Annotated in this window: 19 protein-coding genes; 7 read left to right on the top strand and 12 right to left on the bottom strand. The window is 57.3% G+C overall.

Annotated elements, in window-relative coordinates:
- The first annotated feature begins 413 nt into the window (after window positions 1-413).
- Window positions 414-2,060: an ATP-binding protein gene (locus ACL2XF_RS05175; protein WP_413728160.1), complete on the top strand. Its 1,647-nt coding sequence runs from the start codon at window positions 414-416 to the stop codon at window positions 2,058-2,060.
- Window positions 2,050-2,763 (top strand): response regulator, encoded by a 714-nt coding sequence (locus tag ACL2XF_RS05170; RefSeq protein WP_410014643.1) that lies wholly within the window; start codon window positions 2,050-2,052, stop codon window positions 2,761-2,763. Before ACL2XF_RS05175 ends, ACL2XF_RS05170 begins: the two co-directional genes overlap by 11 nt.
- A gap of 38 nt (window positions 2,764-2,801) precedes the next feature.
- Here the strand turns inward: ACL2XF_RS05170 and maeB are convergent, their stop codons facing one another.
- Window positions 2,802-5,081, bottom strand: a complete 2,280-nt coding sequence (maeB, locus tag ACL2XF_RS05165) for an NADP-dependent oxaloacetate-decarboxylating malate dehydrogenase (protein WP_410014642.1) — start codon at window positions 5,079-5,081, stop codon at window positions 2,802-2,804.
- A 348-nt stretch (window positions 5,082-5,429) separates the two neighbouring features.
- On the opposite strand from maeB, the gene ACL2XF_RS05160 reads away from it, so the two are divergent.
- Both ACL2XF_RS05160 and ACL2XF_RS05155 read left to right on the top strand, forming a co-directional pair.
- The gene (locus tag ACL2XF_RS05160; protein WP_413728159.1) at window positions 5,430-9,197 is read left to right on the top strand and encodes a hypothetical protein; all 3,768 of its coding nucleotides are present in this window, start codon (window positions 5,430-5,432) and stop codon (window positions 9,195-9,197) included.
- Between the two features lie 24 nt (window positions 9,198-9,221).
- Window positions 9,222-9,956 carry a substrate-binding domain-containing protein gene (locus tag ACL2XF_RS05155; RefSeq protein ID WP_410014640.1) on the top strand — a complete coding sequence of 245 codons (735 nt, stop codon included), beginning with the start codon at window positions 9,222-9,224 and terminating at the stop codon, window positions 9,954-9,956.
- A gap of 47 nt (window positions 9,957-10,003) precedes the next feature.
- On the opposite strand, the gene ACL2XF_RS05150 is transcribed toward ACL2XF_RS05155, so the two are convergent.
- From ACL2XF_RS05150 to ACL2XF_RS05130, 5 genes are all read right to left on the bottom strand, one after another.
- A complete protein-coding gene (locus ACL2XF_RS05150) occupies window positions 10,004-10,774 on the bottom strand; it encodes an ABC transporter ATP-binding protein (protein WP_413728770.1) in 771 nt (256 codons plus the stop codon).
- Window positions 10,774-11,718, bottom strand: coding sequence for a FecCD family ABC transporter permease (locus ACL2XF_RS05145; protein WP_410016795.1), 945 nt, complete (start codon window positions 11,716-11,718; stop codon window positions 10,774-10,776). The genes ACL2XF_RS05150 and ACL2XF_RS05145 overlap by 1 nt, the downstream gene beginning before the upstream one ends.
- 58 nt (window positions 11,719-11,776) lie before the next feature.
- Window positions 11,777-12,796 (bottom strand): ABC transporter substrate-binding protein, encoded by a 1,020-nt coding sequence (locus ACL2XF_RS05140; RefSeq protein ID WP_413728769.1) that lies wholly within the window; start codon window positions 12,794-12,796, stop codon window positions 11,777-11,779.
- Between the two features lie 263 nt (window positions 12,797-13,059).
- Window positions 13,060-14,331: a beta-ketoacyl-ACP synthase II gene (gene fabF, locus ACL2XF_RS05135; RefSeq protein WP_410014639.1), complete on the bottom strand. Its 1,272-nt coding sequence runs from the start codon at window positions 14,329-14,331 to the stop codon at window positions 13,060-13,062.
- Window positions 14,328-14,855, bottom strand: coding sequence for a winged helix-turn-helix transcriptional regulator (locus ACL2XF_RS05130; protein ID WP_410014638.1), 528 nt, complete (start codon window positions 14,853-14,855; stop codon window positions 14,328-14,330). The genes fabF and ACL2XF_RS05130 overlap by 4 nt, the downstream gene beginning before the upstream one ends.
- Before the next feature lie 421 nt (window positions 14,856-15,276).
- On the opposite strand from ACL2XF_RS05130, the gene ACL2XF_RS05125 reads away from it, so the two are divergent.
- The 3 genes from ACL2XF_RS05125 to ACL2XF_RS05115 all read left to right on the top strand — a co-directional run bounded on the left by ACL2XF_RS05125 (window position 15,277) and on the right by ACL2XF_RS05115 (window position 18,329).
- Window positions 15,277-16,074: a winged helix-turn-helix domain-containing protein gene (locus ACL2XF_RS05125; protein ID WP_413728158.1), complete on the top strand. Its 798-nt coding sequence runs from the start codon at window positions 15,277-15,279 to the stop codon at window positions 16,072-16,074.
- Window positions 16,074-16,541 carry a FidL-like protein gene (locus ACL2XF_RS05120; protein WP_410014636.1) on the top strand — a complete coding sequence of 156 codons (468 nt, stop codon included), beginning with the start codon at window positions 16,074-16,076 and terminating at the stop codon, window positions 16,539-16,541. The genes ACL2XF_RS05125 and ACL2XF_RS05120 overlap by 1 nt, the downstream gene beginning before the upstream one ends.
- A 216-nt stretch (window positions 16,542-16,757) precedes the next feature.
- Window positions 16,758-18,329, top strand: a complete 1,572-nt coding sequence (locus ACL2XF_RS05115; protein ID WP_413723068.1) for a diguanylate cyclase — start codon at window positions 16,758-16,760, stop codon at window positions 18,327-18,329.
- An 11-nt stretch (window positions 18,330-18,340) separates the two neighbouring features.
- On the opposite strand, the gene ACL2XF_RS05110 is transcribed toward ACL2XF_RS05115, so the two are convergent.
- The 6 genes from ACL2XF_RS05110 to ACL2XF_RS05085 form a co-directional block, all read right to left on the bottom strand.
- Window positions 18,341-19,102 carry a molybdopterin-dependent oxidoreductase gene (locus ACL2XF_RS05110; protein WP_413723069.1) on the bottom strand — a complete coding sequence of 254 codons (762 nt, stop codon included), beginning with the start codon at window positions 19,100-19,102 and terminating at the stop codon, window positions 18,341-18,343.
- Window positions 19,095-19,742 (bottom strand): cytochrome b/b6 domain-containing protein, encoded by a 648-nt coding sequence (locus tag ACL2XF_RS05105; protein ID WP_413728157.1) that lies wholly within the window; start codon window positions 19,740-19,742, stop codon window positions 19,095-19,097. The genes ACL2XF_RS05110 and ACL2XF_RS05105 overlap by 8 nt, the downstream gene beginning before the upstream one ends.
- A gap of 70 nt (window positions 19,743-19,812) precedes the next feature.
- Entirely contained in the window at window positions 19,813-20,436 is a 624-nt protein-coding gene (locus ACL2XF_RS05100) for a hypothetical protein (protein WP_413728156.1), read from the bottom strand.
- A 348-nt stretch (window positions 20,437-20,784) separates the two neighbouring features.
- Complete coding sequence (locus ACL2XF_RS05095) at window positions 20,785-21,918, bottom strand: glutathione-independent formaldehyde dehydrogenase (protein ID WP_413723071.1); 1,134 nt, start codon at window positions 21,916-21,918, stop codon at window positions 20,785-20,787.
- A 294-nt stretch (window positions 21,919-22,212) separates the two neighbouring features.
- Entirely contained in the window at window positions 22,213-23,196 is a 984-nt protein-coding gene (locus ACL2XF_RS05090; protein WP_410014630.1) for an MDR family oxidoreductase, read from the bottom strand.
- Between the two features lie 46 nt (window positions 23,197-23,242).
- On the bottom strand, window positions 23,243-23,875 hold the full coding sequence (locus tag ACL2XF_RS05085; RefSeq protein ID WP_410014629.1) for a TetR/AcrR family transcriptional regulator: 633 nt from the start codon (window positions 23,873-23,875) through the stop codon (window positions 23,243-23,245).
- Window positions 23,876-23,887: the final 12 nt, after the last annotated feature.

The following is a 23,887-nucleotide window of genomic DNA, read 5'->3' as shown; positions in this document are numbered from 1 at the left end:
CTGCCCCTTTATCAATTAGTGCAGGCATAATAAAGACCAGTACGCATGAAATATGTGATTGCATTCAAATTAAAACCGCTATTTTAAAGGCATTTAAGATTTTAATGGTTTTAATTATTTCATGTACAATCAATAGATTCAATTTAACGCCATGAAGTTTTAATGGTGTCTATGGCGTTAATGGTTTTTAGTGTTTTAATGGTTTTAATTCCCGGCAAGGGTATATGTTAATGAAAGGTGATGGGAATGTATTATATTTACCTGATGCTATTTTTAATCGCGGGACGAGGAAGGCTAAAGCATTGCCAGGCTGTGTTTGCGATCACATTTTGCGGGGCAGCCCCTTACAGCCTTTTTTAATCATGATAAGCTGAATTATCAGGTAATCATTCTTCCTATGGCCGAAGTATATTATGCGCGTGAGAATCTCATTCCATATAAAGCTTTTTATAAGCCTTATCGTTTTTTTCTCGCTGCTGCTTACGCTGATAGGTATTTATTATTACTACGATCTCGATAAACAACTGTATGCGGAAATCGGTGCGCGGGCCCAGGTGCAGGCGCGGGAAATCGCCATGATCCCATCGCTGATAGACGCGGTCAAAATCAAGGATATAGCCGCAATCGCCGCCCTGATGGACACCTTGGCCCAGCGCAGCGACGCCAGTTATATCGTTATCGGCGACCAGCAGGGGCTGCATTTGTATCATTCGCGTTATCCGGAGCAGGTGGGCAAGTCGATGATCGGCGGGGATAATAGCGAAGTGCTGGCGGGGAAAAATATTATCTCCATTCGTAAAGGCGGTCTGGGCATATCCCTGCGCAGCAAAGCGCCTATTTTCGACAAGCATAATAATATTATCGGCATCGTCTCCATTGGCTATTTGAAAACGCATATCGACACCCTCAGCGCCGGCAAATTGGTTAACATACTGCTGGTGGCATTACTGTTGCTGCTGGCGTTGTTTATCTTTTCATGGTGGTTTTCCAATACCATGAAAAAGCAAATGTTCTCACTGGAGCCGCGGGAAATCGGTTTATTGGTGCGCCAGCAAAAGGCGCTGCTGGAATCGATCTTCGAAGGGGTGATAGCCATTGATAAAGAATACAGGATTGCGCAAATTAACCGGGCGGCAAAATTATTATTATCCCTGTCGGCCACCTCGCGCGAACTGCGCGGCCGCCCTTTGTCGGCGGTAATTAAACCCATCGCTTTCCTCGCTGAACACACCATGCTGGCCGGCGACACCCATGACGAAATATGCCTGTTCAACGACGTCACGGTTATCGCCAGCCGGGTAAGGATCATGCTGGAAGGCAAGTTGCAGGGGTGGGTGATCAGTTTCCGCGACCAAAAGGATATCGATAGCCTGAGCATTCAACTCAGCCAGGTGAAACGTTATGCCGACAACCTGCGCATCCTGCGGCATGAACAGCTGAACTGGACCGCCACGCTTGCCGGTTTGCTGCATATGAAACGTTACGACGAAGCCATCCATTATATTGAAGCACAATCGGAAAGCGCCCAGGAAATACTCGATTTCATCTCCGCGCGGTTCTGCTCGCCGGCGCTGTGCGGCCTGCTGCTGGGAAAATATGCCGGCGCCCGCGAAAAAGGCGTGCAGTTGCTGTTCGACCCGGCCTGTCATTTAACCCGCATTCCTCCCCGCCTGCGCGACACCGAATTAATGTCGGTGGTCGGCAATATCCTCGACAACGCCATTGAAGCGACCCTGCAGCGCGAGGGCGAGCATTACCCGATCGAAGTCTATATCGTTGGCGGCGACCGGGAACTGGTGATTGAAATCGCCGATCAGGGTATCGGCATCGCGCAGGACAACGTCGAACGCATCTTTACGTTTGGCGTGACCACCAAACTTCATGGCGACCATGGCCTGGGTCTGCATCTGGTCGCCAGCTACGTCCACCACGCCGGCGGCGCGATAGAAGTCTCCGCCAACCAACCCTACGGGACGGTATTTTCCGTATTTATACCCGTAACCAGCCTTGCGACCACGGTGGGCCCCCTCACCCCGGATGAACCTTATTATGCAACCTGAAATTTTTGACGTGCTTATTGTTGAAGATGAAAGCTCACTGGCGCGGCTGCATGCCGATTTTATCGATAACCACGACAAGCTCCGGCTGGTGGGCGTTGCCGGTACGTTGAAAGAAGCGCGCGAACAGCTGCTGCAAAAACGTCCCCGGCTGATATTGCTGGATAATTATCTCCCCGACGGCCAGGGTATCTCGCTTATCGACAGCGAACTGCTGCGCGGGCTTGAGTGCTCGGTGATTTTCATTACCGCCGCCAGCGACATGAACACCTGCAGCCAGGCCATCCGCTGCGGCGCGTTCGACTATATTCTGAAACCGGTATCCTGGAAGCGCCTGCGTCATTCCCTGGAGCGTTTTATCCAGTTTGCTTTGACTCAGCGGGCGTTTAAGGTGGTGGATCAGCAAAATGTCGATATCCTCTACCAGCTCCAGTCGAAAACCTTCAGTCAGGAGGCCGGCAGCAAAGGCATCGAGGAAAATACCCTCGGTCTGGTAAAGCAGATATTCAGCGCCGGTGACAGTGATTTACTTTCGGTTGACGATATCGTCGGCCGCACCGGGCTGAGCAAAACCACCGCTCGCCGCTATCTGGAATATTGCGTTGACACCGGGTTCCTCGGCGTGGAAATGCGCTATGGCAATATCGGTCATCCGCGGCGCTTATATCGCCGCGCTCCGCCGGACGCGCAACCCGGCGCGCAGTAGCATAGCCATGGCGCGCCGGGCCCGTCGATACCGCGGGGTTACAATGGTTCCGTCTGCGCCTCCACCACCGCCAGCGCCACCATATTGACGATACGCCGCACCGAGGCCACCGGCGTGAGGATATGCACCGGTTTCGCCACCCCCATCAGCACCGGCCCGACGGTAACGCCTTCGGAAGAGGACACCCGCAGCAGGTTATAGCTGATGCGCGCGGCCTCCATATTGGGCATGATCAGGATGTTGGCCGCGCCCTTGAGCGGGCTGTCCGGCATCAGGTCGCGGCGAATGCTTTCCACCAGCGCCGCGTCGCCGTGCATCTCGCCGTCAATTTCCAAATCGGGCGCCATCTGGTTGACCAATTGCAGGGTCTTGCGCATCTTGCGCGCCGCCGGGCAATCCGAACTGCCGAAACTGGAGTGCGACAGCAACGCCACCTTGGGCTCGATGCCGAACCGCCGCACCGTCTCGGCCGCCATCAGGGTAATTTCCGCCAGTTGCTCCGGCGTCGGGTCGTCATTGACATAGGTATCGGCGATAAAGGTATTGCCGCTGGGCAGCAGCAGCGCGTTCATCGCGCCGGCCACATGCACGCCCTCGCGATAGCCGAAGACCGATTCCACCACCGCAAAGTGCTCTTGATAACTGCCGACGGTGCCGCAGATCATTGCGTCGGCCTCGCCGCGCCGCACCATAATGGCGGCTATCAGCGACGGATTGCCGATCAGCGCCCGCTGCGCCTGCTCGGGCGAGACGCCCTGGCGTTTCATGATCTGGTAATATTCGCCCCAGTACTCCTTAAAACGCGGGTCGGATTCATTGTTCACCACTTCAAAATCCTTGCCGGCGATAATCTGCAGGCCCAGCTTTTGCAAGCGCATCTCGATAACGCTCGGGCGGCCGATCAGGATCGGCAGCGCCAGCTTCATGGTGACCATTTCCTGGGTGGCGCGCAGTACGCGTTCCTCCTCCCCTTCCGCCAGCACCACGCGTTTCAGCTGTTTGCGCGCCTGGGCGAAAATCGGCCGCATAAACAGATTGGTTTTATAGACGAATTCGGTCAGTTTTTCGGTATAAGCGTCGAAATCCTTGATGGGACGGGTCGCCACGCCGGAGTCCATCGCTGCGCGCGCCACCGCCGGGGCAATCTTGACGATAAGCCTTGGGTCGAAGGGTTTGGGAATAATATACTCCGGCCCGAACGACACATCCTGGTCGCCGTAAGCGGAAGCCACCACATCGCTTTGCTCGGCCAGCGCCAGATCGGCGATGGCGCGCACGCAGGCCAGCTTCATTTCCTCATTGATGGTGGTGGCGCCCACGTCCAGCGCGCCGCGAAAAATAAACGGGAAGCAAAGTACGTTATTGACCTGATTGGGATAGTCGGAGCGGCCGGTACAGATAATGGCATCGGGGCGCACCGCCTTCGCCAGCGGCGGCAGAATTTCCGGCTCGGGATTGGCCAGCGCCAGAATCAGCGGCCGCGGCCCCATGGTCTTCACCATAGCCTGGGTCAGCACGCCGGGGCCTGAGCAGCCCAAAAAGATATCGGCGCCGGGGATGGCGTCCGCCAGGCTGCGCATGCCGTTATCCTTGATGGCGTAGGCGGCCTTGGTTTCCGCCATGTTCTCTTCCCGGCCCTCGAAGATTACGCCGCGCGAATCGCAAACGACGATATTATGACGCTGCAGCCCCAGCGCCACCAGTAGGTTCAGGCAGGCGATGGAGGCGGCGCCGGCGCCGGAGACCACCAGCTTGACGTCGCTCATATTCTTTTCCACTACCCGCAGGCCGTTCAATACCGCGGCGGTGCAGATGATGGCGGTGCCATGCTGATCGTCGTGGAATACCGGGATTTTCATGCGTTCACGCAGTTTTTTCTCGATATAAAAACATTCCGGCGCCTTGATATCCTCCAGGTTGATGCCGCCGAAGGTCGGCTCCAGGGCGGCGATCACCTCGATAAGCTTATCGGGATCCAGCTCATCCACCTCGATATCAAACACATCGATGCCGGAAAACTTCTTAAACAAAACGCCCTTGCCTTCCATCACCGGTTTGCCGGCCAGGGCGCCGATATTCCCCAAGCCCAGCACCGCGGTGCCGTTGGAGATAACCGCCACCAGGTTGCCGCGCGCGGTATATTTAAACGCGGCCAGCGGATCCCGGGCGATCTCCAGGCATGGCGCCGCGACGCCCGGCGAATAGGCCAGCGCCAGATCGTGCTGGGTGGCCAAGGGTTTGGTCGGGGAAACCTGGATCTTGCCGGGCTGCGGGAACTGATGAAAATCCAAAGCGCTTTGTTTTAGCTGTTCGTCCATTGTAGGATCCCTTGTATTCTCTTAAGACTTGTAAAGGAATGGTTCGACGTTAGATCCCCTCTAGTATAAAGAGCGCGCACAGTCAAACTATGAAGCAAGGCATAGTCTGCATAACATTATGAGACACGTATCACGTCCAGAAAATAAAACACTTTTTCATTATCTATTTCCCTTCAGGGTAGCATAACCAAAACATATTGGCGGAAAGGCATGATCTACACCCCGGCGCGCAATTCCACCTGTCCGCCGGGTCCCCTAACCCGTCCGGAGATATCCCGTTGCCGTACTGTTTTACCCGGGACAACTAATATGTATACCTCTTCGTGTTTCGCTTTGAGGAATACACCCATGCAAAAAGGACTTCCGCTCACTTCACCTCCCTGTTCTGGTCCTTATCAGTCCGTTCCCCAAGCGGATCAGGCACAGAAAAGCCCTGTGCCTGGGAAAACGGCATTTTCACACCGTCTTGACGTTGCCTCCTGTTCCTCTGAACAGGTTGCCCTGAAATTACCATCGGATACCCGCCGGCCGGCCGGCCAAACCAGGTCTTACTGGAAGATCTGGCTCGCGGGCGTTGCCGTTCTGGGCGGCGCGACCTGTGCTTACGGCTCTTTTCTTCGCTGGCGGTCGGGAAATATCGACGGCGGCCTGGCAGGCGCCGGCGTGCGGGACAATCTTCTTCCTTACCCGTTAGCGTTGGGTGCGCTAAACAGTACAGACCTGAATAGGCTTATGCCGCTTGCAACGTTGCCGGAGGATACAGCATCGTCATCACGCGGACTTAACCCCTATCGCGGCCATGTTACGACGCGTGGGGACGGGGCGTTCGCAGCCGAATTGCACAATAAGAACAAACAAATTATTCGATTTCTCAAGAAAACCCATTATCTGGATAAAGGTAAGAAACCGCATGAATTCAGTAAGGTGGAGATAACCGCCGCGGTTGCCAAATACCTATCTTTCGCGGAGCCGAAGGATAAAAAATCTATCGCCCGGCTGCTGCTGAACGCCGCCAATTTTTATGACGCCCATAAGAACGACACATTATCATCGGAACAAGCCGGCTCAGTCATCGGGCAGTGGCTTTTCGACAATATACTGGGAACATCACCCGATATGGCAATGGCGATAAGTGTCGCTAACGCCAGCTACCCTTTTATGTTTACCATCGACAGCATAAGGTACTTGCTTTCCTCTGAGGGCTTACAAGCGGAAGGGAAAGTGGATTTTAATATCTTGACTGAAACGGACCAGGCGATATTAAAAAACAAATGGGACAGCGAGGTATGCAAACACATCCCCCTATTGACTTATTATGGTCGTGACCCACAGGTAAAACACTTATCCCTGGATGATTTTGAATTCGCCTCGCTGTTCTCCGGCTCATTATTTTTATATGAAAACGGCATAAACCTGGGGGAAACCCATTGGCGCGAGGTGGTAAAAACCGGCGCGCTATTATGGGATATTGCGCTGCGCGACGGCGTCAGCGCGGATATGCTTAAATACTACTCGCTGCCCGCCCTGCTCTTCCAGGCCGTTAACCATCCTGGGAAATTCATTGCCGAGGAGGAGTCAAATCCGTTGCTACTGCGGGCCAGGGCGCTGGACGAATACCGGGCGCACAGAGTCCAGGTAAGGAACGCGCTCGAGGACCTCGACAACAAAATCAACCGCTTTAAGAAAGCCGTAGAACAATGGCTAACACGGGGGCAGCTTGCCGACAGTATCATTGACCGTTGCCCGCGCGACACTATTTTTCCTTTGACCATCATGGTCAATCCGGCGATGACCCTTGAACAGAGAAACAGTGAAGGCAAAAAGCACGCCAAAGAAGCCTATTTAAACAACGTCTTTGTTCCCTGTAAAACAGCGCCGGAAAGCCTTGATAATGAGTACAAAAAGCACACCAATATTGTCGCAGACCGTTATTCCGAGTGGGATGAAATCCTGATCAAAAATGCGCTTGGTTCAGTAGAAAAAACTGAGCGTGACTTTATTTTAGCAGACCACGCCATCATTCATCGCCTGCGGATAATACCCTTCTTAAAGGCTAACGCACTTATTCCCGCCATGCGGGATAATGGCGCTGGCCACTATGATTTTGATAATATCAAAGAAGCGGATGTTTTTTCAGTGAGCCTCAGCGGTGAAAAACGCTATTATGCCATGAAGGGGAAAATCGGCATTGGTTATCACATTATGCGGTTTGACCAGCATCTGCCGCATGATGGCAGAAAAGAATACAGTAATTTACATCCGCTTATTGCCTATTTTAACGGAGAGGCTGAAAAAAGCGTCATCAAAAATGAGGACCAAACCAACGACGGCTTGACTGTTTTTATGACAAACAGCCACCGGGAGACATTCTATAATGCCCTTTATCAGTCGGGATATACGCTCTCTGACCTGCAAAAAATATGGGCTGTGGCAAAAAATATCATCCCCTTTTATGACTGTGTTGATGGTGCTTTGAAGCACGATCTTGAAAAAGCCGTTCCCGCCTGTTTGCTGGACGCTGTGGCGTTTTTTACCGTGACTGCGAAAATAGCCGATGTGAGCCAAAAATTTGGCGCCAGTATTATCAAAGGGTTGAGTAAAAGCCAAATGGTGTTTGCTGGTAATGCGCTGACTAAAAACACCCTGAAGTCGGCGGGCGCTCAAGTTATCCATCACATCAGGCTGCCAACCGGTAAAGAAAGCACTTCTCTGCTAATAGGTACCCTCAAGGCCGCTGATCCTGGCGTTGACATATTGTCCGCCATAAGCAGCCATTCCCTAAGAAAATTAATTAAACATTTTGAACAATATGGCAAAAAAAACCAGTTTGATAAACTCGTTGATAAACTGAAATTCGCGGAAATGAAAAAGAGCATACCACCACCGGTCAGGCTCAATGAGGGAAAACCGCTATCGTCGCCGGTAAGAGAGCACACCGCGCAATCTAAATCGGGAATCCTGGCTGGTGGGGGACAAGAACAGCAAAAGCTTCAATTTATGTTTAATAATAACCACGGGCACCCACCTCAGCCCGCATGGGCCGACAACCCATTGGTTGATCTGGCTGGCATACCCGACCGTTCCACGTTTATGGCGCCGATGAACCGATTCTATGCTGAACTTTATCCGTATAAATTCGACCATACCCGCGATATTGCCGATGCTATTAAGCAGCATTATGCTTCGCCGACAACTTACCAGTTTGGTTATGGAGAAGATATCTTAAAAATTCCAGCGGAATTTTCTTTGCTGAGAAACCATATCAATCAATTTATTCAGGAAGTGGATCGAGCCCATAGCCATGCGGCGTTTGTTAAGGACAAGTTCCATAGGACAACGATGACACTGCCGGAAGGCATTATGCAATATCCTGAAAAAAATCCAATAAAATGTTATTTATCAAAGGTTTTGAAAACCGATGATCCGTCCATTATTTTCCAGGCCATGACCAGGCTGAGATATCACACCGAACAGATTGTAAAGTACTTCGAAACCACCAAACAAAGCATCATTTTCGCCACTTGCTCCACATCGGCGCGCCCCTACGCATATCGCGCCCAAAGTCCCATGGGATTTACTTATGCGGACGATATAAAAAGCAGGGTAATCATTATGGTTGATAATTTTTATGCCGCGCAGCCCCTGAGCACCCTACCCCGCCACACCGTGCTGCATGAAGTTTCACACCATTCCGGTTCATTAGATTTCTTGATATCACCCTCTACAAGCAGAGTGGGAGATGCCAGTGAGTTTATGGAGAGTTTTGATGATGCGCTAAACAACCGCTGTACAAACTACGTTAATATTGAGGATGATTTTGCCAGGGCATTCAATTACGATCGCGGCAACATGGCCCTGGGTAAGCAGCAGATTCGTGAACTGCTGCTTAGGGATCCGATGTTGAAAGCAAATGCTGTCATGGATAATGCCGATTTTATAGCAAGATTTCTTACTGATATAGCTGAGAATAAGCCTTTTGATTATGATTATATCAAGCCAAAAAACAAAAGGGCGGCTGCGCTAATGCCAGATAATATAAGGTTAGACGCTATGGTTTCTTTTATTTACAGAATGGCCATGAATAGCATATATAATAGCGATCCAGATGCTACATAAAGCAAGCCTATTAACGGGAAAACCATGTCACCATTGATTGTATTGGCCGCCGGCAGCCTGCGCCCGGCGCTAACGCCGCTGCTGGCCCGTTACCGTACCGTTGCCGGCCAACAGGTGACGGTGGAGTTCGGCCCCGCCGGCCTGCTGTCCCGGCGCATCGAGGCGGGCGAGCACTGCGATCTGTTCGCCTCGGCCAATACCGGCCATCCCGCCCGGCTGCGGGAAAAGGGGTTGGCGCTGGAGGTCCGGCCCTTTGCCCGCAACCGGTTGTGCCTGACGGTAAAACGCGGACCGCGCACCGACGGCGCCGACTGGCTGGCGCTGTTGAGCGATCCCGGGTTGGTTATCGGCACCTCCACGCCAGGCTGCGATCCTTCCGGCGACTACGCCTGGCAATTGTTCAATACCGCCGCCGCCCTGTTGCATACCGGCGCGGCCCCTCTGAAACAGCGCGCCCGGCCGCTGGTGGGCGGCGCGGATACCGCGCCCATTCCCGCGGGCGAGCTGGCCGCCGGGTGGATTATCCGCCGTGGGCTGGCCGATATCTTTATCGGCTACGCGCATTACGCGCCAAGGCTTGAACAGGATCCGACGCTGCGGGTGGTCGTTATCCCGGACTGCCATAATGTCTTCGCCACCTATGCCCTGGCGCTGCGTTCGGCGCCGGCCCGCGCGCTCGCGGACTTTATTCTTTCGGCGCCGGGGCAGTTTTTTTTGCGCCAAGCCGGATTCCTGTCCCCCTGCGCCCCCTTGTCCTGAGCGCGACGCAGGCGAGACAATCGCCATAGCGCCCGCTTGGCGCAATCTTATGACGCCGCATCCGGCCCGCGCAGGTCAAACAGCGGAGCCAGGACCCGATGTTGCCGGCCCCGGTCATCAATATCTATCCCCTTGACCACGATATCGTAGGCGCGTTTCAGGTTTTCTTCGCTTAATACCGTACGCGAGGCGCCGTGCAGCCACTCCCGCTCCGGCAACAGCAGCACGGTATTATCGGCCAGCAGCGACGCATGGCAGGGATCGTGGGTGGTAAACAGCACGCTGACGCCATGGCGGCGGGCCAGCCGGCGGATCAGGCGCATCACCGCCTGCTGGTTAAACAAATCCAGCGCCGCCATGGGTTCATCCAGCACCAGCAAATCGCTGTGGGTCGCCAACGCCCTGGCGATCAGCACCAGTTGCTGCTGTCCGCCCGACAGCGACAGGTAGGCGCGCGGCGCCAGCGCCGCGATTCCCAGCATCTCCAGCGCCTCACGGGCCATGGCTTCGTCCCGGCGCGAGGGCATCTGCAACAGCCCGACGTGGCCCGCCCGTCCCATCAGCACGATATCAAACACCCGGTAGGAAAAGGCCGGCGTAAAACGCTGCGGGACAAAACCAATACCGCCGTGGCAGCGGATATCGCCGCTCAGTGCGGGCAGAATACCGACCAGGGTATGCAGCAACGTGCTCTTGCCGCGCCCGTTGGCGCCAAGGACGGCGCAGATCTCGCCGGGCTCGCAGGCGAAGTCCAGCGGCCGGAATAACGGCTCCCCATGACCGAATGCCAGGCCCCGGGCATTGAGCGTAGCGCCGATCATTGCGTTCTCCCGCGGCTGTCGCGGATCAGCAGCCAGGCAAACAGCGGCGCGCCGAGCAGCGCGGTAATAATGCCCAGAGGGATTTCGGCCTGGCTTAGCGTACGCGCCACATCGTCCACCAGCACCATAAAGGCGCCGCCGAGCCAGAACGCCGTGGGCAACAGGCGCCGGTGATCGGCGCCCACCAGCATGCGCGCAAGGTGCGGGATCACCAGCCCAATCCAGCCTATACTGCCGCTGACCGCCACCTGCGCCGCCGTCAGCAGCGCGCACAGCACCAAGACCAGGCGCCGCAGGTTAACCACCGCCATGCCCAGCGCGCGCGCATCGTCGTCGCCCAGGGAAAGAATATTGATGCGCCAGCGCAGGCGATACAGCAGCGTACCCGCGCCCAGTACCGGCGCGAACAGCATCAGCAACTTATGCCAGCTGGCGGTGGCGAAGCTGCCCAACAGCCAAAATACGATACTCGGCAGCTTTTCCTCGGTATCGGCCAGATATTGCAGCAGGCTGACCAGCGCGGCAAAAAAGCCGCCCAGGATAATGCCCGCCAGGATCAGCATCAGCCGGTTTTCGCGCCCCAGGGTGGCGGCAATCATATACACCAGCAGCAGCGCCAGCAGGCCGAAGAAAAAGGTGGAGGCCATCAGCAGCAGCGGCGCGAGGCCAAGCAGGATAGCCAGGGTGCCGCCAAACGCGGCGCCCGCGCTGACGCCGATAATATGGGGATCCACCAGCGGATTATGGAATACCCCCTGCAACGCGGCGCCGCACAGCGCCAGCGCCCCGCCCGCCAGGCAGGCGGTAAGGATGCGCGGCATACGGATGGTCCAGATAACCTGGTAGTCCAATGTTCCCGGCTGCAGGGGATGGGCCAGTTGCTGCATGACGCGCAGGGGCGACAGGCTGAACTGCCCGATGCCCAGGGACAGGAAAACCATGGCGATCGTCAGCACCGCCAGCAGCCAGGGGGCCGCGGCGCTAAGCTCTGGCTTCGCCCTAGCCGGCATCGGGACGCGGCCGCCACGCCATGCGGTAAAAATGGCGATAATAGGCATCGGCCTGCTTATCGATATCCACATCGGCAAAACGCTGCGGATAGAGCTTTTTCGCCATCCAGAGCTCGCCGACGGCCAGCGCCTCCGGCATCGGATATCCCCAGGCCTTGGCATATTCCGGCATCAGATAGACCCGGTGATGTTTAACCGCGTCGACGGATTGCCAGGCCGGATCGCCGTTAATCTGTTGCACCACCTCAGGATAGCGGTCCTGGACAAAAATCACCTGCGGATCCCAGGCCAGCACCTGTTCCATCGACACCTGCTTAAAGCCGCTGACGCTGGCGGCGGCCACGTTCAGCGCGCCGGCGTGGCGCATCATCAGGCCGGTATACTTGCCCGCGCCGTAAGTGGTTAACTCCGGGTTGGCCATATACACGCGGATACGCTTATCGGCTGGAATGTCCTTGAGCCGGTCGTCGGTACGCGCCCGCGCGCTGAAGGTATAGTTAATCAGCGCCTCGCCCTGATCCCGGCGGTTTACCACCTCGGCTATCAGCCGGATACCCTGGCGCAAGCCCTGGTTGTATGCCTCTTCCTCATCCGCCATGGCGGGATTGAGCTTGCCCTGTTCCCCCGGCTGATCCTGGCGTAACGACACCGCGATCACCGGGATCCCGGCGGATTCTATTTGCCTGATCATTTCCGGCGGCGCGTAATTGGCGACAAACACCACCTGGGGATGCAGCGCCAGCAGGCTTTCGATATTCACCTGGTTAAGATCGCCGGGCATCGGCAGGGTCGCCAGGCGCGGAGCGAAGCGGGCAAAATCCGGTCCAAGCTGCTTTTTCCAGCTCGACAGCACGCCGACCACGTCGTCCGCCGCGTCCAGTTGCACCAGCAGGTTCAGGGTTTGATGTTGCAATACCACCACCCGGTCCACGCGGTCGGGTAGCGTAACGCTGCGCCCCAGCTGATCGGTGAGGGTCCGCGCCGCGGCAGCGCCGGCGCTGGCCGTCATCGCCAGGGAAAGGAGGACAAACGTGAGGAAAACGCGTAAACGTGCTGCAAAGTGAGACATAATAATCGCTATGGGAGGAGGAATTCGGTGTGTAATGAAATATATAACGAGTGCCCCGGTTGCACAAGGACCTAAGAGCGGCGCCACGCCGGAAACTTATGCTCCCGGCGTGCCATCGGAGACGATATCAAGCGCGTCAACGCGGCGCCCCTGATGGCGGGAAACAACGCTTTCCCGCCCTGACGGACGGGAAAGCGACGCAATCATTCCCAGCGTTTTAGCAGGATGCTGGCGTTCACGCCGCCAAAACCAAAACCATTGGACAGCGCATAGGTCATGGCCACCGGTTCCGGCTCGCCGCGCACCAGATGCAAACCCGCCGCCGCCGGATCGGGATTGTCCAGGTTAAGGGTGGCGGGCACGATTTGGTCGCGCAGCGCCAGCACGGTAAAGATGGCTTCCAGGCCGCCTGCGGCGCCCAGCAGATGCCCGGTGGCCGATTTGGTGGAGGTAATGGCCAGTTCGCTGTGGTCGCCGAACAGATGTTTTACCGCGTTGATCTCGCCCAGATCCCCCACCGGCGTCGAGGTGGCATGAGCATTCAGATGCCGTACCTGCGCGGGGGTGATACCGCCCTGGCGCAGGGCGATCTTCATCGCCCGGTAGGCGCCGTCGCCGTCTTCCGCACCCGACGTCATATGGTAGGCATCGGCGCTGGTGCCGTAGCCGATGATTTCCGCCAGCGGCGTGGCGCCGCGCGCCAGCGCGTGCTCGAGTTCTTCAACCACCAGCAGTCCGGCGCCTTCCCCCATGACAAAACCATCGCGGTCGCGATCGAACGGACGCGAGGCGGTGGCGGGAGCGGCGTTGAAATGCGTGGAAATGGCCCTGGCGGCGGCAAACCCTCCCAGGCTGACGGTATCGATGGCGGCCTCGGCGCCGCCGCACAAGGCAATATCCGCCTCGTCGTTGCGGATCAGGCGCACCGCGTCGCCAATAGCCTGCACACCCGCCGCGCAGGCGGTAACCGGCGCGCCGATCGGCCCTTTGAACTGGTGTTTAATGGAAACATGGCCGGCGGCCAGGTTGGCGAGAAACGACGGCACCGTAAAGGGCGACAGCCGGCCCGGACCGCGATTATCCGAGGTGCGCACCGCGTTGGCGATGGCCGGGAAACCGCCGATGCCGGTGGCGATAATGGTCGCGGTGCGTTCTTTCTGCTCATCCGTGCTTGCCGTCCAGCCCGCCTGGCGCAGCGCTTCATCGGCCGCCGCCATGGCGAACAGGATAAACCGGTCCATTTTCTTCTGGTCTTTCGGCGGCACAAAACGGTCCGGATACAGGCCGCCTTCCGGGTCTTGTTCCGGGTCGGGAACCTGGCCGCCGATTTTCACCGGCAGTTGTGCAACCATCGCCTCCGGCAAGGGGCGGATGCCGGACTGGCCCGCCAGCAGGCGCCGCCATACGGTTTCTGTACCGCAGCCTAAAGGCGATACCGCGCCCATACCGGTAATAACGATTCGACGGTTACTCATAAAAATTCCTTGTGCGGATATGCATCATGATGGTTTTGCTTTTCCTGTCTTGTTTCCAGCCGACGCTTTATGCTTTCACCAGCACGCGGCCCGGCGGCAATTGTGACGTTTAGATGGGTGAGCGTCTCGCCGGTATCCCGGTCGACGAGCACCGGCGCGACTTTCCCGGCATGCCGGCGGTTAACAGGCACGATGGCGATATCCTCCTGCGCAAGGGCCTGGTTGCCCCATTGCAGCAGGGTCAGCAGTACCGGAAAAAACGCCTCGCCCCGTTCGGTCAGTAAATATTCAAACCGCGCCGGACGCGTGCTGTAGGCCTGTTTGTATAAAATGCCGTTGCGCACCAGGGTTTTCAGCCGACGGGTAAGCATGGTCGGCGACAGACCCAGGCTGCGCTGAAATTCATCAAACTTGCTGAGTCCCTGGAAGGCGTCGCGTAAAATCAACATGCTCCACCATTCCCCCACCAGCTCAAGCGATTGCGCGATGGGGCAATCCATCGCGCCGATATTGGTTTTTTGCATGGCTGAACGCTCCTGGTGCCCCAAGCCGGCCCGTTTTGCGCAGGTGACTACCATAATTGTAGCCTTCGGGGAAGTCACTCTAGCGTACAAGTGTACGCTGAACAAGTCCGATCAGTGCGGGTCATTGGTTTGCGCCGCCGCGTCGCGCCGCCGGCAGCTTTTTATGCGCATGTTTACGCCATTTTTGGCGATTAACCCTGTTTGTGTTGTTTTCCAGCGGTATTAACCTTTCCTTTTATCGCAATAGCTATAATTCCGCACAGATAGCCACCATGATTAAATTAATTTGCCGCAGGAAATATATAAGTTTTTTTTATCGACCCGGCCTATTACTGGCTGCGCTTTTATTTATTTTATTTCAGTGCATATATTGATAGCGGCTATAAGTATTGGCGCACTGTCCATCGGCATGGAGAAGGCAATGAAGTATCTGATCAACGATCGCATTGTATTTAATACGCTGGAATATCGTTTATCCTTATTAGCGGATGATGAAACGGCGGTCAATCTCTCCAATACAGCCGGGCGCGTATTAGAAGCGCTTATTATTTCCCATGGCAACGGAGATACCGTCAGCCGGGAAGATTTATTTGCCAACGTCTGGGAAAAACATGGCTTATCCCCCTCCAACGGTAATTTAAATCAACAGGTCAGCCTGATCAGGAAAGCGCTGATCGCGCTTGGGCTGGAGGCCTCGGCCATCGTCACCCTGCCTAAACGCGGACTTAAGCTAAACGATCGTTTGGCTATCGCCGTATATGATCAATCGCCGGATCCCGCATTGGACACACCCATTGCCGATGATAACGGCGGCGGTATGGAGACCGTAGCCCCGAAGACAGATCCTTTCACTAAAGAACTTATGATAAATTTATTTTTAGCGCTGTCGATTATTATCACCGCGTCGACTACCTATGTCTATTTCAGGCAAGACGACAGGCAGCCTCTCTATTTCTTTAAGAATATTGATTCATGCAATATTTATACCTTGCGTCCGATAAACGACCGGGAGCGCCCGGATCTGGCCGCGCATATCCAGCGGGCCATGGCGGGAAATATTGCACGCTGCGACGCCCATGACAAGGTGCTGTTCTCCCGTACCGCCGCCACGATAAAGGACGGCATCAACCGCCGTACTTTCCTGGCGAAATGTGAACAGGAGGCCGGCGGTAAACTCACCGGTTGCCTCAATTTCTACTTTTATAACTGGGACGTCTGATGAAAAGAATCTGGCTTATCCTGGCGTTGCTCCTGTTATCGCTTACGCTGTTTTACCGCAGTCATTACCGCGGCGGTATTTCCGGCTACCAGTGTTCCGCCCTGATGGTTTATCGTTCAGCCATTCCCGCCGGATCGTTAACCTACACGGTGGAAGCCAAAATGTTTTTTACCAGTCCGAGCCAGGGTTTTTATGCCCTTAACGGCACCCTGGCCCATGACGATCGCCTCTATAACCTGCACCGGAGCCGCTTTTTTAGTTACCGGCAGCAAAACCAGCAGGGTTTATATGAAATAACCATTACCCGCGAAATTGTCTCCACGCTGGATAACGCCCCCGACGGTATCGCCAGCCCGGTGCTCCTGCCGGTAGGCGCATCCCTGTTGCCCAGCTTTAGGCGTATCGATAAAAACGCCATCCTGGTCAGCCTGCTGTATTCGCCATTTTTTATCTGTGCGAGTGATTAAGCATCATTATCAATTTACCCGGCCTGGATTGCCGCCTGCGGCGCCACAATTCGCCCGCGCCGCGGCGGCGGCGAATTAACGCCGCCCTATCTTTGACTAACCGGCCCGGAAGATAAATACTTCTAATGCAATCCGGCCGCGTAGCGCGCCATTGCCGCGGCGGCCGGTTGTCCCGTCCCGTTACCGAGAGTCCAGGTATGCCATTGATATAACCTTATGAGAAAAAGCAGATATTTCGGTTTTCCCCGGCCAGATAAACAGACGGCGCCATCGCCTGAACGCCCCCGCTTTACCCTGCTGTTTGAATTGGGCGCATCCGCCGCGCTGCTGATCGTCGCCCTGATAGCCATTAACGTCTGGCATCTCTGGCAAACCTACCAGTCGGCGCTGGCCAAATCCCAGACCGCCACCATGAACCTGACCCAGGCGCTGTCGCAGCATGCCAGCGATACCTTCGCCCAGGCCGAAGCCACGCTTGATGAACTGGCGCAACAGATCGCCGCCCTGGGCAGCGGCGCGGCGCAGTTGCCCAGGCTGCATCAGCTTTTCCAGCAAAAAACCGCCGGGTTAAAGCAAATCAGCGCGCTGTCGCTGTTTGACGCCACGGGCCAGATGATCGTCACGGCGGCTGAGCGGTTGCCCGCCGTCAACGGCTACGCCGACCGGGATTATTTTATCTATCACCGCGACCATCCCGAACTGACCCCGCGCATCGGCAAGGTTATCCGCAGCCGCATGACCAATGCGCTGATCGTGCCCATTTCACGCCGGCTCAACCATCCCGACGGCAGTTTTGCCGGCGTACTGCTGGAAAGCATTATGATCGATCATTTCCGCAGCTTTTATACCCGGTTTATGATAAGCGATGATTCAACGTTAATGATGCTGCTCGACAACGGTACCGTGCTTTACCGTCACCCGTATAATGAAAAAGTCATCGGCACCACCATCGCCGGTTCGCCGCTATACCGGGATAATATCCGCCAGCACAGCTCGGGTATCGTCAACAGCGCCCTGGGAGCCGATCCGGCGCAAAAACTCTATAGCTATACGCATCTCAAGCAGTTCCCGGTGATCGTCACTACCGGCCTGTCGCTGGATCAGACCATGGCGGACTGGCGCCAGGACGCGTTCAACCATGTGGTGATGACGCTTATTTTTATCGCGATGATTACCGTGGTCTGCCTGGTGCTGATGCGTCAGGCGCGCGCGCGGATGCGCGCCGAGCAACAGCTCATCCACGCCCAGCAGGAGCTGCGCAAGTTAAACCGGTCGCTGGAGCGGCTGGCGCGTTCGGACGGACTGACCGGGCTTTACAACCGGCGGCATTTTGATCTGTCGCTGGACAATGAATTCCAGCGCGCGCTGCGCACGCAGCAGGTATTGGGCATCATTCTGCTGGACGTGGATTATTTTAAACAATTTAACGATCTGTACGGCCATGTGGCCGGTGATAATTGCCTCAAGCGTATCGGGCACACCCTGAAAAACCTGCCGCTGCGCCACCGCGACGTGGTGGCGCGCTACGGCGGGGAAGAATTTATCGTCCTGCTGCCCGCCACCGACCGGGACGGCGCCCTGGCGGTGGCGCGGCGCATCCAGCAAGGGATCGTGGCGTTGAATATTCCCCACCAGGGCAGCCCGGCCGGTATCCTGACGTCCAGCCTGGGCGTTTTTGTCGGCCTGCCGGAGGCTGGGCAGGACACGCCCAGCCGGCTGGTGGTCAAGGCGGATTCGGCCCTGTACCAGGCAAAACGCCAGGGACGCAACCAGATTTGCCAGGCCTGATGATCCAGGCGTCAGATGCCGCTGAACCAGTTATACCCCTGATCTTCCCAATAACCGCCGGGGTTGGTGTTGTCCACCGACAGGGAAACGATATGCTTGGCGTTTTTAAAGCCCAGCTTGGTCGGTACCCTGAGCCTGAGCGGGAATCCATAGGCGTCCGGGAGTGCCTTGCCGGCAAAATCCAGCGCCAGGGTGGTTTGCGGATGCAGGGCGGTGGCCATGTCGATACTGGAATAATAGCGATCGGCGCAGCGGAAGCCGACGAAGCCGGCGCGCAGGTCCGCCCCGACCCGTTCAAGAAAGGTACGCAGCGGCACCCCGCTCCACTGGCCGATGGCGCTCCATCCCTCAATGCAGATAAGCCGGGTAATCTGGCTTTGCCGCGGCAGCGCCCGCAGTGTATCCAGCGTCCAGGGCCGCTTATCGGCCACCCGCCCCGACACCTCCAGCCGATAAGTGGAGAGATCGATTTCCGGCACATTATATTCGGGATAAAAAGCATTGAAGGGGAACGGGTTGGCAACCTGATCCGCGCGATAGGTTTGCGCCAGGCGCTGCCCGCTGAACAGCCAGCCTTGGACCCGGTCGTTCCAGCGCGACATGGCCCAAAGCACCTTATCCACCTCGTCGCCGTCCTGCAGGTTACAGCCGGTAAGCAGGGTCAGCGCGCCCAGGGTCAGGCCGGAGCGCAGCAACAGACGCCGCTGCAAACGATAAAGCGCCTTCTGCTGCGCCGGTTCGAGCTTTAATCCGCTGTTTGATCTGTTATTCATCCTGCGCATCCCGGGGCGAACGGCGTATAACGCCGGTGATCATGGGCCAAAAGGTGGACGGCACGGCGATCACCATCGCGACATGAACCACGGCGAATAATACTATGCCGCTCATGGCGAAAAAATGCACATACCGCGCCCGGTCGAAGCCGCCAAACAGCGCCGCCAGCCGGTAAAGCTGTACCGGCTTCCACATGGACAGCCCGGAAAGGACCAGCAGCAGCCCGCATGCCAGGGCAAACCAGTAAAAGGCCTTCTGAATGGCGTTATAACGCCCAAGCCGGTGCGCCAGGCGCAAGGTCAGCGCCAGCTTAACGTCGCGCGCCAGCGTGCGCGGCGTCAGCGGCAGGAAGTCGCGGCGAAAATGCCCGCTGCCGATCCCCCACAGAATATACAGCAGGCCGTTTGCCGCCAGCGCCCACATCACCGCCAAATGCCAGGCGATGGCGCCGCCCAGCCACCCGCCCAGGGTGAGGACGCTGGGAAAGGTAAAGGCGGGAAAAATCGGCGAGGCATTGTAAATGCCCCAGCCGCTCATCAGCATGGCGCACAGTATCGGCACATTCAGCCAGTGCATGATGCGCACCGGGGCGCGGTGCCGGCGTATTTTGGTTAACGACGGGGAAGAAGGTGGGTTCACTGGCGCTCCAGGATCGGCCGGTTAACAGGCCGGGCGGCCACGCCGCCCGGCCTGAAACACGCATCGGATATTACATGGGAGGCACGGTGCCGTTAACACCGGCCACAATACGCGCCGCCACGACATGATCCGCGCTGCCCGGCGCCGGGAACAGGATAATATGCGCGCCGGGTTTCAACAGCGAGCGATCACCGGGTGACAGTGTCACAACAGGCACATCATCCGGCACCACAACCTTTTTTTCGCCGTTCTGGTACTTCACCGTCATGGTGCGTCCGTTGGCATTTACCAGCGTGCCCACGGTGCCGTTGGTCATGGTGCCGACCTGGCCGTCGGATCCCTGCCAGGGCCGGAACCCTTCGCCGGAACCGCGCAGCGACGGGTCGAACACATGGACTTCAAGGGCTTTTAAGGTGCCGTCCGGCTGCGGCGCCGCGGCGGTGCCGATAAAGCTATTCGGTTTAATATCGCTGATTTTACCCTGCGCCACCGCGGAAATGGTGGTTTTGTCATTCAGGGTGGCGGTGACCGCCGCGCCCTTGCGATCGGTAAACTTCAGCTGGTCGCCGCTGAACTGCGTCACCGTGCCCCGCACCGCCATCGGTCTGGCGGGGGCGTCCGCCGCCATGACGGCGGGGGCGCACAGCGTAAGCATGCCCAGCAGCATGCCGGATAAAAGGGTATAACGAGCCATGAACGTCTCCTGTTCCAGTTTTGCGGCCTGTGGCGCGCCGGATATAACATTTTTTATACGACTTTATAACATTACGCGCGTTTTTGACATTTGGCTTGGGCAAAAAACGCTTTCGCGGCGGGAAGATGTTGAAAGATATTTCAGCATGAACGGCATCAAGGCCTGGCGCAGACAGAATAAAGCGGCGGCAGGGCATGGCGGCAAGACGATTAAAAGCGCGTGACCAGGGCGCGATGCATGGCTCACATCCTGTGGGCCATCCCACGGGCCAACGCCTGCGGCGTTGTGCTAAAGCGCTCCCGGGTGTCGTGGTATGGCTCACCTCCCTGTGGGCCAACGCCGTATCATTCAGGGTTTGAGGATGACTTTGGTCCAGCCCTCGTCGCGATCGTCAAAATGCTGGTATGCCTCCGGCGCCTGCGCCAATTGCAGGCGATGGGAAATAATTTGTGACGGTTTCGCCTTGCCCTGGTGAATCAGGCGCGCCAGCTGACGGTTATAGGCCTTGACGTTGGCCTGGCCGGTGCGGATTTGCTGGCCTTTAAACCAAAAGCTGCCGAAATCGAACGGCATTTTACCCTCTTTGGCCAGCTCCTGGCGCGCACCCGGATCCTGCGGAACAAATACCCCCACCACGCCGATGCCGCCGGTGGCTTTGGTGGAGGCCACCAGGCTGTTCATGGTAACGGAGATATCCTCATGGCCGTGTTTATCGCAACACTGGTAGCCGACGCATTCGCAGCCGCAGTCGGTGCCGCGCCCGTCGGTCAGGTTTAAAATTTTCTCCACCGCCGCGTCGCCGACGCCGTTAATGGCCGTGGCGCCGAGTTTCTCGGCCAAGGCCAGACGGCTTGGGTGGGTATCCACCACAAACACCTGCGACGCGCCCTTGATGATGGCCGAATGGGCGGCCATCAGCCCCACCGGGCCGGCGCCGTAGATGGCGACGCTATCGCCCGGACGCAATCCCGCCAGTTCCGTGGCATGCCAGCCGGTGGGGAAAATATCGGATAGCATCACGTAATCGTCCTCTTTCTCCTGCGCGTCGCGCGGCAGCACCAGACAGTTGAAATCGCCGAAGGGCACGCGCAGCAACTCCGCCTGACCGCCCTCATAAGGTCCCATTTCGGCAAAGCCGTAGGCGGCCCCCGCCGATCCGGGGTTGGCGGTCAGGCAGAACCCGGTCAGCCCGCGTTCGCAGTTTTCACAAAACCCGCAGCCGATGTTAAACGGCAGGCAAACATAATCCCCGACCTTGATGCGCTCCACCCCCGCCCCGGTTTCAATAACCCGGCCCAGGTTTTCATGTCCGAAAATACGGCCCGTTTCAAAGCTGGTGCGGCCTTCATACATATGCAAATCCGAACCGCAGATATTGGTGGTGGTGATGCGCACCAGTACGTCGGTTGGCTTGATGATTTTCGCGTCCGGCATATCCTTCACCGCCACATCGCGTGGACCGTTATAAACGACTGCTTTCATGATTTCCTCCGGAACATGTCACTGTGATTGGGGGCAAAATGGTTTCTATCCGCATGCTTAACGGATAGACCAAAAGCCGCCGGGGCGCTATTAATGATGAGTTTTTTTACACAAAATATCGCGGCGGATAAGGATAACAATCGAGGCGGGACGTGCGTTAGAGTGAGATGACCTGTGGCATAAGGCGCTGAATAAAGGCTAATTAATCAGTATTGATGAACAGTGACCGGCGCAATACGACCTTGCGGGTACAACATCATGCCCCGCTCGGCGGCGGGGCATGATGCCTGGCGGTTAACGATTAACGTCGACGACAATCCGGCCACGGACTTTGCCGTCCAGCAGCGCGCCCGCGGTGGCGATGACCTCGCCCAGGCCGATTTCCCGGCTGATGCTGTTTAACAGGCCGTCGTCCACCAGGGCGGCGATTCGCTGCCAGGCGATCAGGCGATCGGCCACCGGGCGCATCACGCTATCCACCCCGGCCAGGGTCACGCCGCGCAGGATAAACGGCGCCACGCTTGCCGGCAAATCCATGCCCTGGGCCAGGCCGCAGGCGGCCACGGTACCCTGGTAGCGTAAACCGGCGCAGACATTGGCCAGCGTATGGCTGCCGACGCTGTCGATGGCGGCGGCCCATTGTTCCTTACCCAGCGGACGCCCCGGCGCGGAAAGCTGCGCCCGGTCGATAACCTCGGCTGCGCCCAGTTGCCGCAGATGTTCCGCCTCCTCCTGACGCCCGGTGGACGCCGTTACCTCATAGCCCAGGCGGGAGAGGAACGCGATGGCAAAGCTGCCGACGCCGCCGTTGGCGCCGGTAACCAGTACCTTGCCCCCCGCCGGCGTCACGCCGTTTTTCTCCAGCGCCAGCAACGCCAGCATGGCGGTATAACCGGCGGTGCCTATCGCCATGGCCTGCCGGGCGGTCAGCCCCGCGGGCAGCGGGATCAGCCAGTCGCCGTTCAGCCGCGCTTTTTGCGCCAGCCCGCCCCAGTGTTTTTCCCCCACGCCCCAGCCGTTAAGCAGCACCGCGTCGCCCGCTTTAAAAGCGCTATGATCGCTATGCGTGACGATACCGGCCAGATCAATGCCCGGCACCAGGGGGAACGTGCGTACCACCGGGCCTTTACCGGTAATGGCCAGCCCGTCTTTATAGTTGAGCGTGGAATACGCAACATCTATCTGCACATCGCCCGCGGGCAGCTGCGCCTCGTCCAGGCGGGTATGGCGGGCACGATAGCCTTGTTCGTCTTTCTCAACCAAGATTGCGTTAAACATGCTGATTCCTCAAATGGTCTTTAAATATCGTGAGCCCGGCAAGGGTTCAGCGCGGCAGACCGGCGAAAAACCCGTCGGCGAACCGCTGTAAAGGTTGGGGGCCGCCGGCCAGCCGGGCGCGCATTACCGCCCCTTCCCAGCCGATCCAGAAAAATTCCGCCAGGCCTTCGCAGTCCGCGTCCGGCGGTAATTGCCCGGCGGCGCGCGCCAGCCGCAGGCAGCAGGCGACCCGCTGTTGCCATTGCTGCAAAATGTCGCTGAGCTGGCGGCGGTAGCTTGCCGGCAGCACGTTGATTTCCTGCCCGAGATTGCCCACCAGGCAACCGCGTCTGAAATCGTATTTCGCCATGCCCAGGCTGAGGTCGGACACCAGCGCCCGCAGGCGCTCCAGCGGCGGCAGGGTTTCGTCCAGCAGCCAATGGTCCAGCTTGCGCAGAAAATAGCGGCCGTAGTAGTCGATAATCGCCTGCCCGAACGCTTCCTTGCTCTCGAAGTAGTAGTAAAACGAGCCTTTCGGCACGCCCACCTGCTTCAGGATGCCGTCGATACCCGAGGCGCTGAACCCCTGCTCGGTCAGGATAGCGGTACCGCAGCGAATCAGATTTTCACGGGTATCCGGCTGGTCCCGGGCGATTTTCGGCGGACGCCCGCGCCGCGCGGCAACAGTTTTTTCATTCATGGTAATAATATA

The sequence above is a fragment of the Sodalis sp. RH19 genome, from assembly GCF_047324215.1.
Classification (GTDB): domain Bacteria; phylum Pseudomonadota; class Gammaproteobacteria; order Enterobacterales; family Enterobacteriaceae; genus Acerihabitans.
The sequence above is the reverse complement of the archived record's forward strand: the minus strand, read 5'-3'. Positions and strand labels throughout refer to the sequence as shown.

What these genes read in the sequence shown, in the direction of transcription:
- ACL2XF_RS05175 (WP_413728160.1), top strand. Translation starts at nt 414, where the DNA reads ATGCGCGTGAGAATCTCATTCCATATAAAGCTTTTTATAAGCCTTATC.
- ACL2XF_RS05170 (WP_410014643.1), top strand. Translation starts at nt 2,050, where the DNA reads ATGCAACCTGAAATTTTTGACGTGCTTATTGTTGAAGATGAAAGCTCA.
- maeB (WP_410014642.1), bottom strand. Translation starts at nt 5,081, where the DNA reads ATGGACGAACAGCTAAAACAAAGCGCTTTGGATTTTCATCAGTTCCCG.
- ACL2XF_RS05160 (WP_413728159.1), top strand. Translation starts at nt 5,430, where the DNA reads ATGCAAAAAGGACTTCCGCTCACTTCACCTCCCTGTTCTGGTCCTTAT.
- ACL2XF_RS05155 (WP_410014640.1), top strand. Translation starts at nt 9,222, where the DNA reads ATGTCACCATTGATTGTATTGGCCGCCGGCAGCCTGCGCCCGGCGCTA.
- ACL2XF_RS05145 (WP_410016795.1), bottom strand. Translation starts at nt 11,718, where the DNA reads ATGGTTTTCCTGTCCCTGGGCATCGGGCAGTTCAGCCTGTCGCCCCTG.
- ACL2XF_RS05140 (WP_413728769.1), bottom strand. Translation starts at nt 12,796, where the DNA reads ATGACGGCCAGCGCCGGCGCTGCCGCGGCGCGGACCCTCACCGATCAG.
- fabF (WP_410014639.1), bottom strand. Translation starts at nt 14,331, where the DNA reads ATGAGTAACCGTCGAATCGTTATTACCGGTATGGGCGCGGTATCGCCT.
- ACL2XF_RS05130 (WP_410014638.1), bottom strand. Translation starts at nt 14,855, where the DNA reads ATGCAAAAAACCAATATCGGCGCGATGGATTGCCCCATCGCGCAATCG.
- ACL2XF_RS05125 (WP_413728158.1), top strand. Translation starts at nt 15,277, where the DNA reads ATGAAGTATCTGATCAACGATCGCATTGTATTTAATACGCTGGAATAT.
- ACL2XF_RS05120 (WP_410014636.1), top strand. Translation starts at nt 16,074, where the DNA reads ATGAAAAGAATCTGGCTTATCCTGGCGTTGCTCCTGTTATCGCTTACG.
- ACL2XF_RS05115 (WP_413723068.1), top strand. Translation starts at nt 16,758, where the DNA reads ATGAGAAAAAGCAGATATTTCGGTTTTCCCCGGCCAGATAAACAGACG.
- ACL2XF_RS05110 (WP_413723069.1), bottom strand. Translation starts at nt 19,102, where the DNA reads ATGAATAACAGATCAAACAGCGGATTAAAGCTCGAACCGGCGCAGCAG.
- ACL2XF_RS05100 (WP_413728156.1), bottom strand. Translation starts at nt 20,436, where the DNA reads ATGGCTCGTTATACCCTTTTATCCGGCATGCTGCTGGGCATGCTTACG.
- ACL2XF_RS05095 (WP_413723071.1), bottom strand. Translation starts at nt 21,918, where the DNA reads ATGAAAGCAGTCGTTTATAACGGTCCACGCGATGTGGCGGTGAAGGAT.
- ACL2XF_RS05090 (WP_410014630.1), bottom strand. Translation starts at nt 23,196, where the DNA reads ATGTTTAACGCAATCTTGGTTGAGAAAGACGAACAAGGCTATCGTGCC.
- ACL2XF_RS05085 (WP_410014629.1), bottom strand. Translation starts at nt 23,875, where the DNA reads ATGAATGAAAAAACTGTTGCCGCGCGGCGCGGGCGTCCGCCGAAAATC.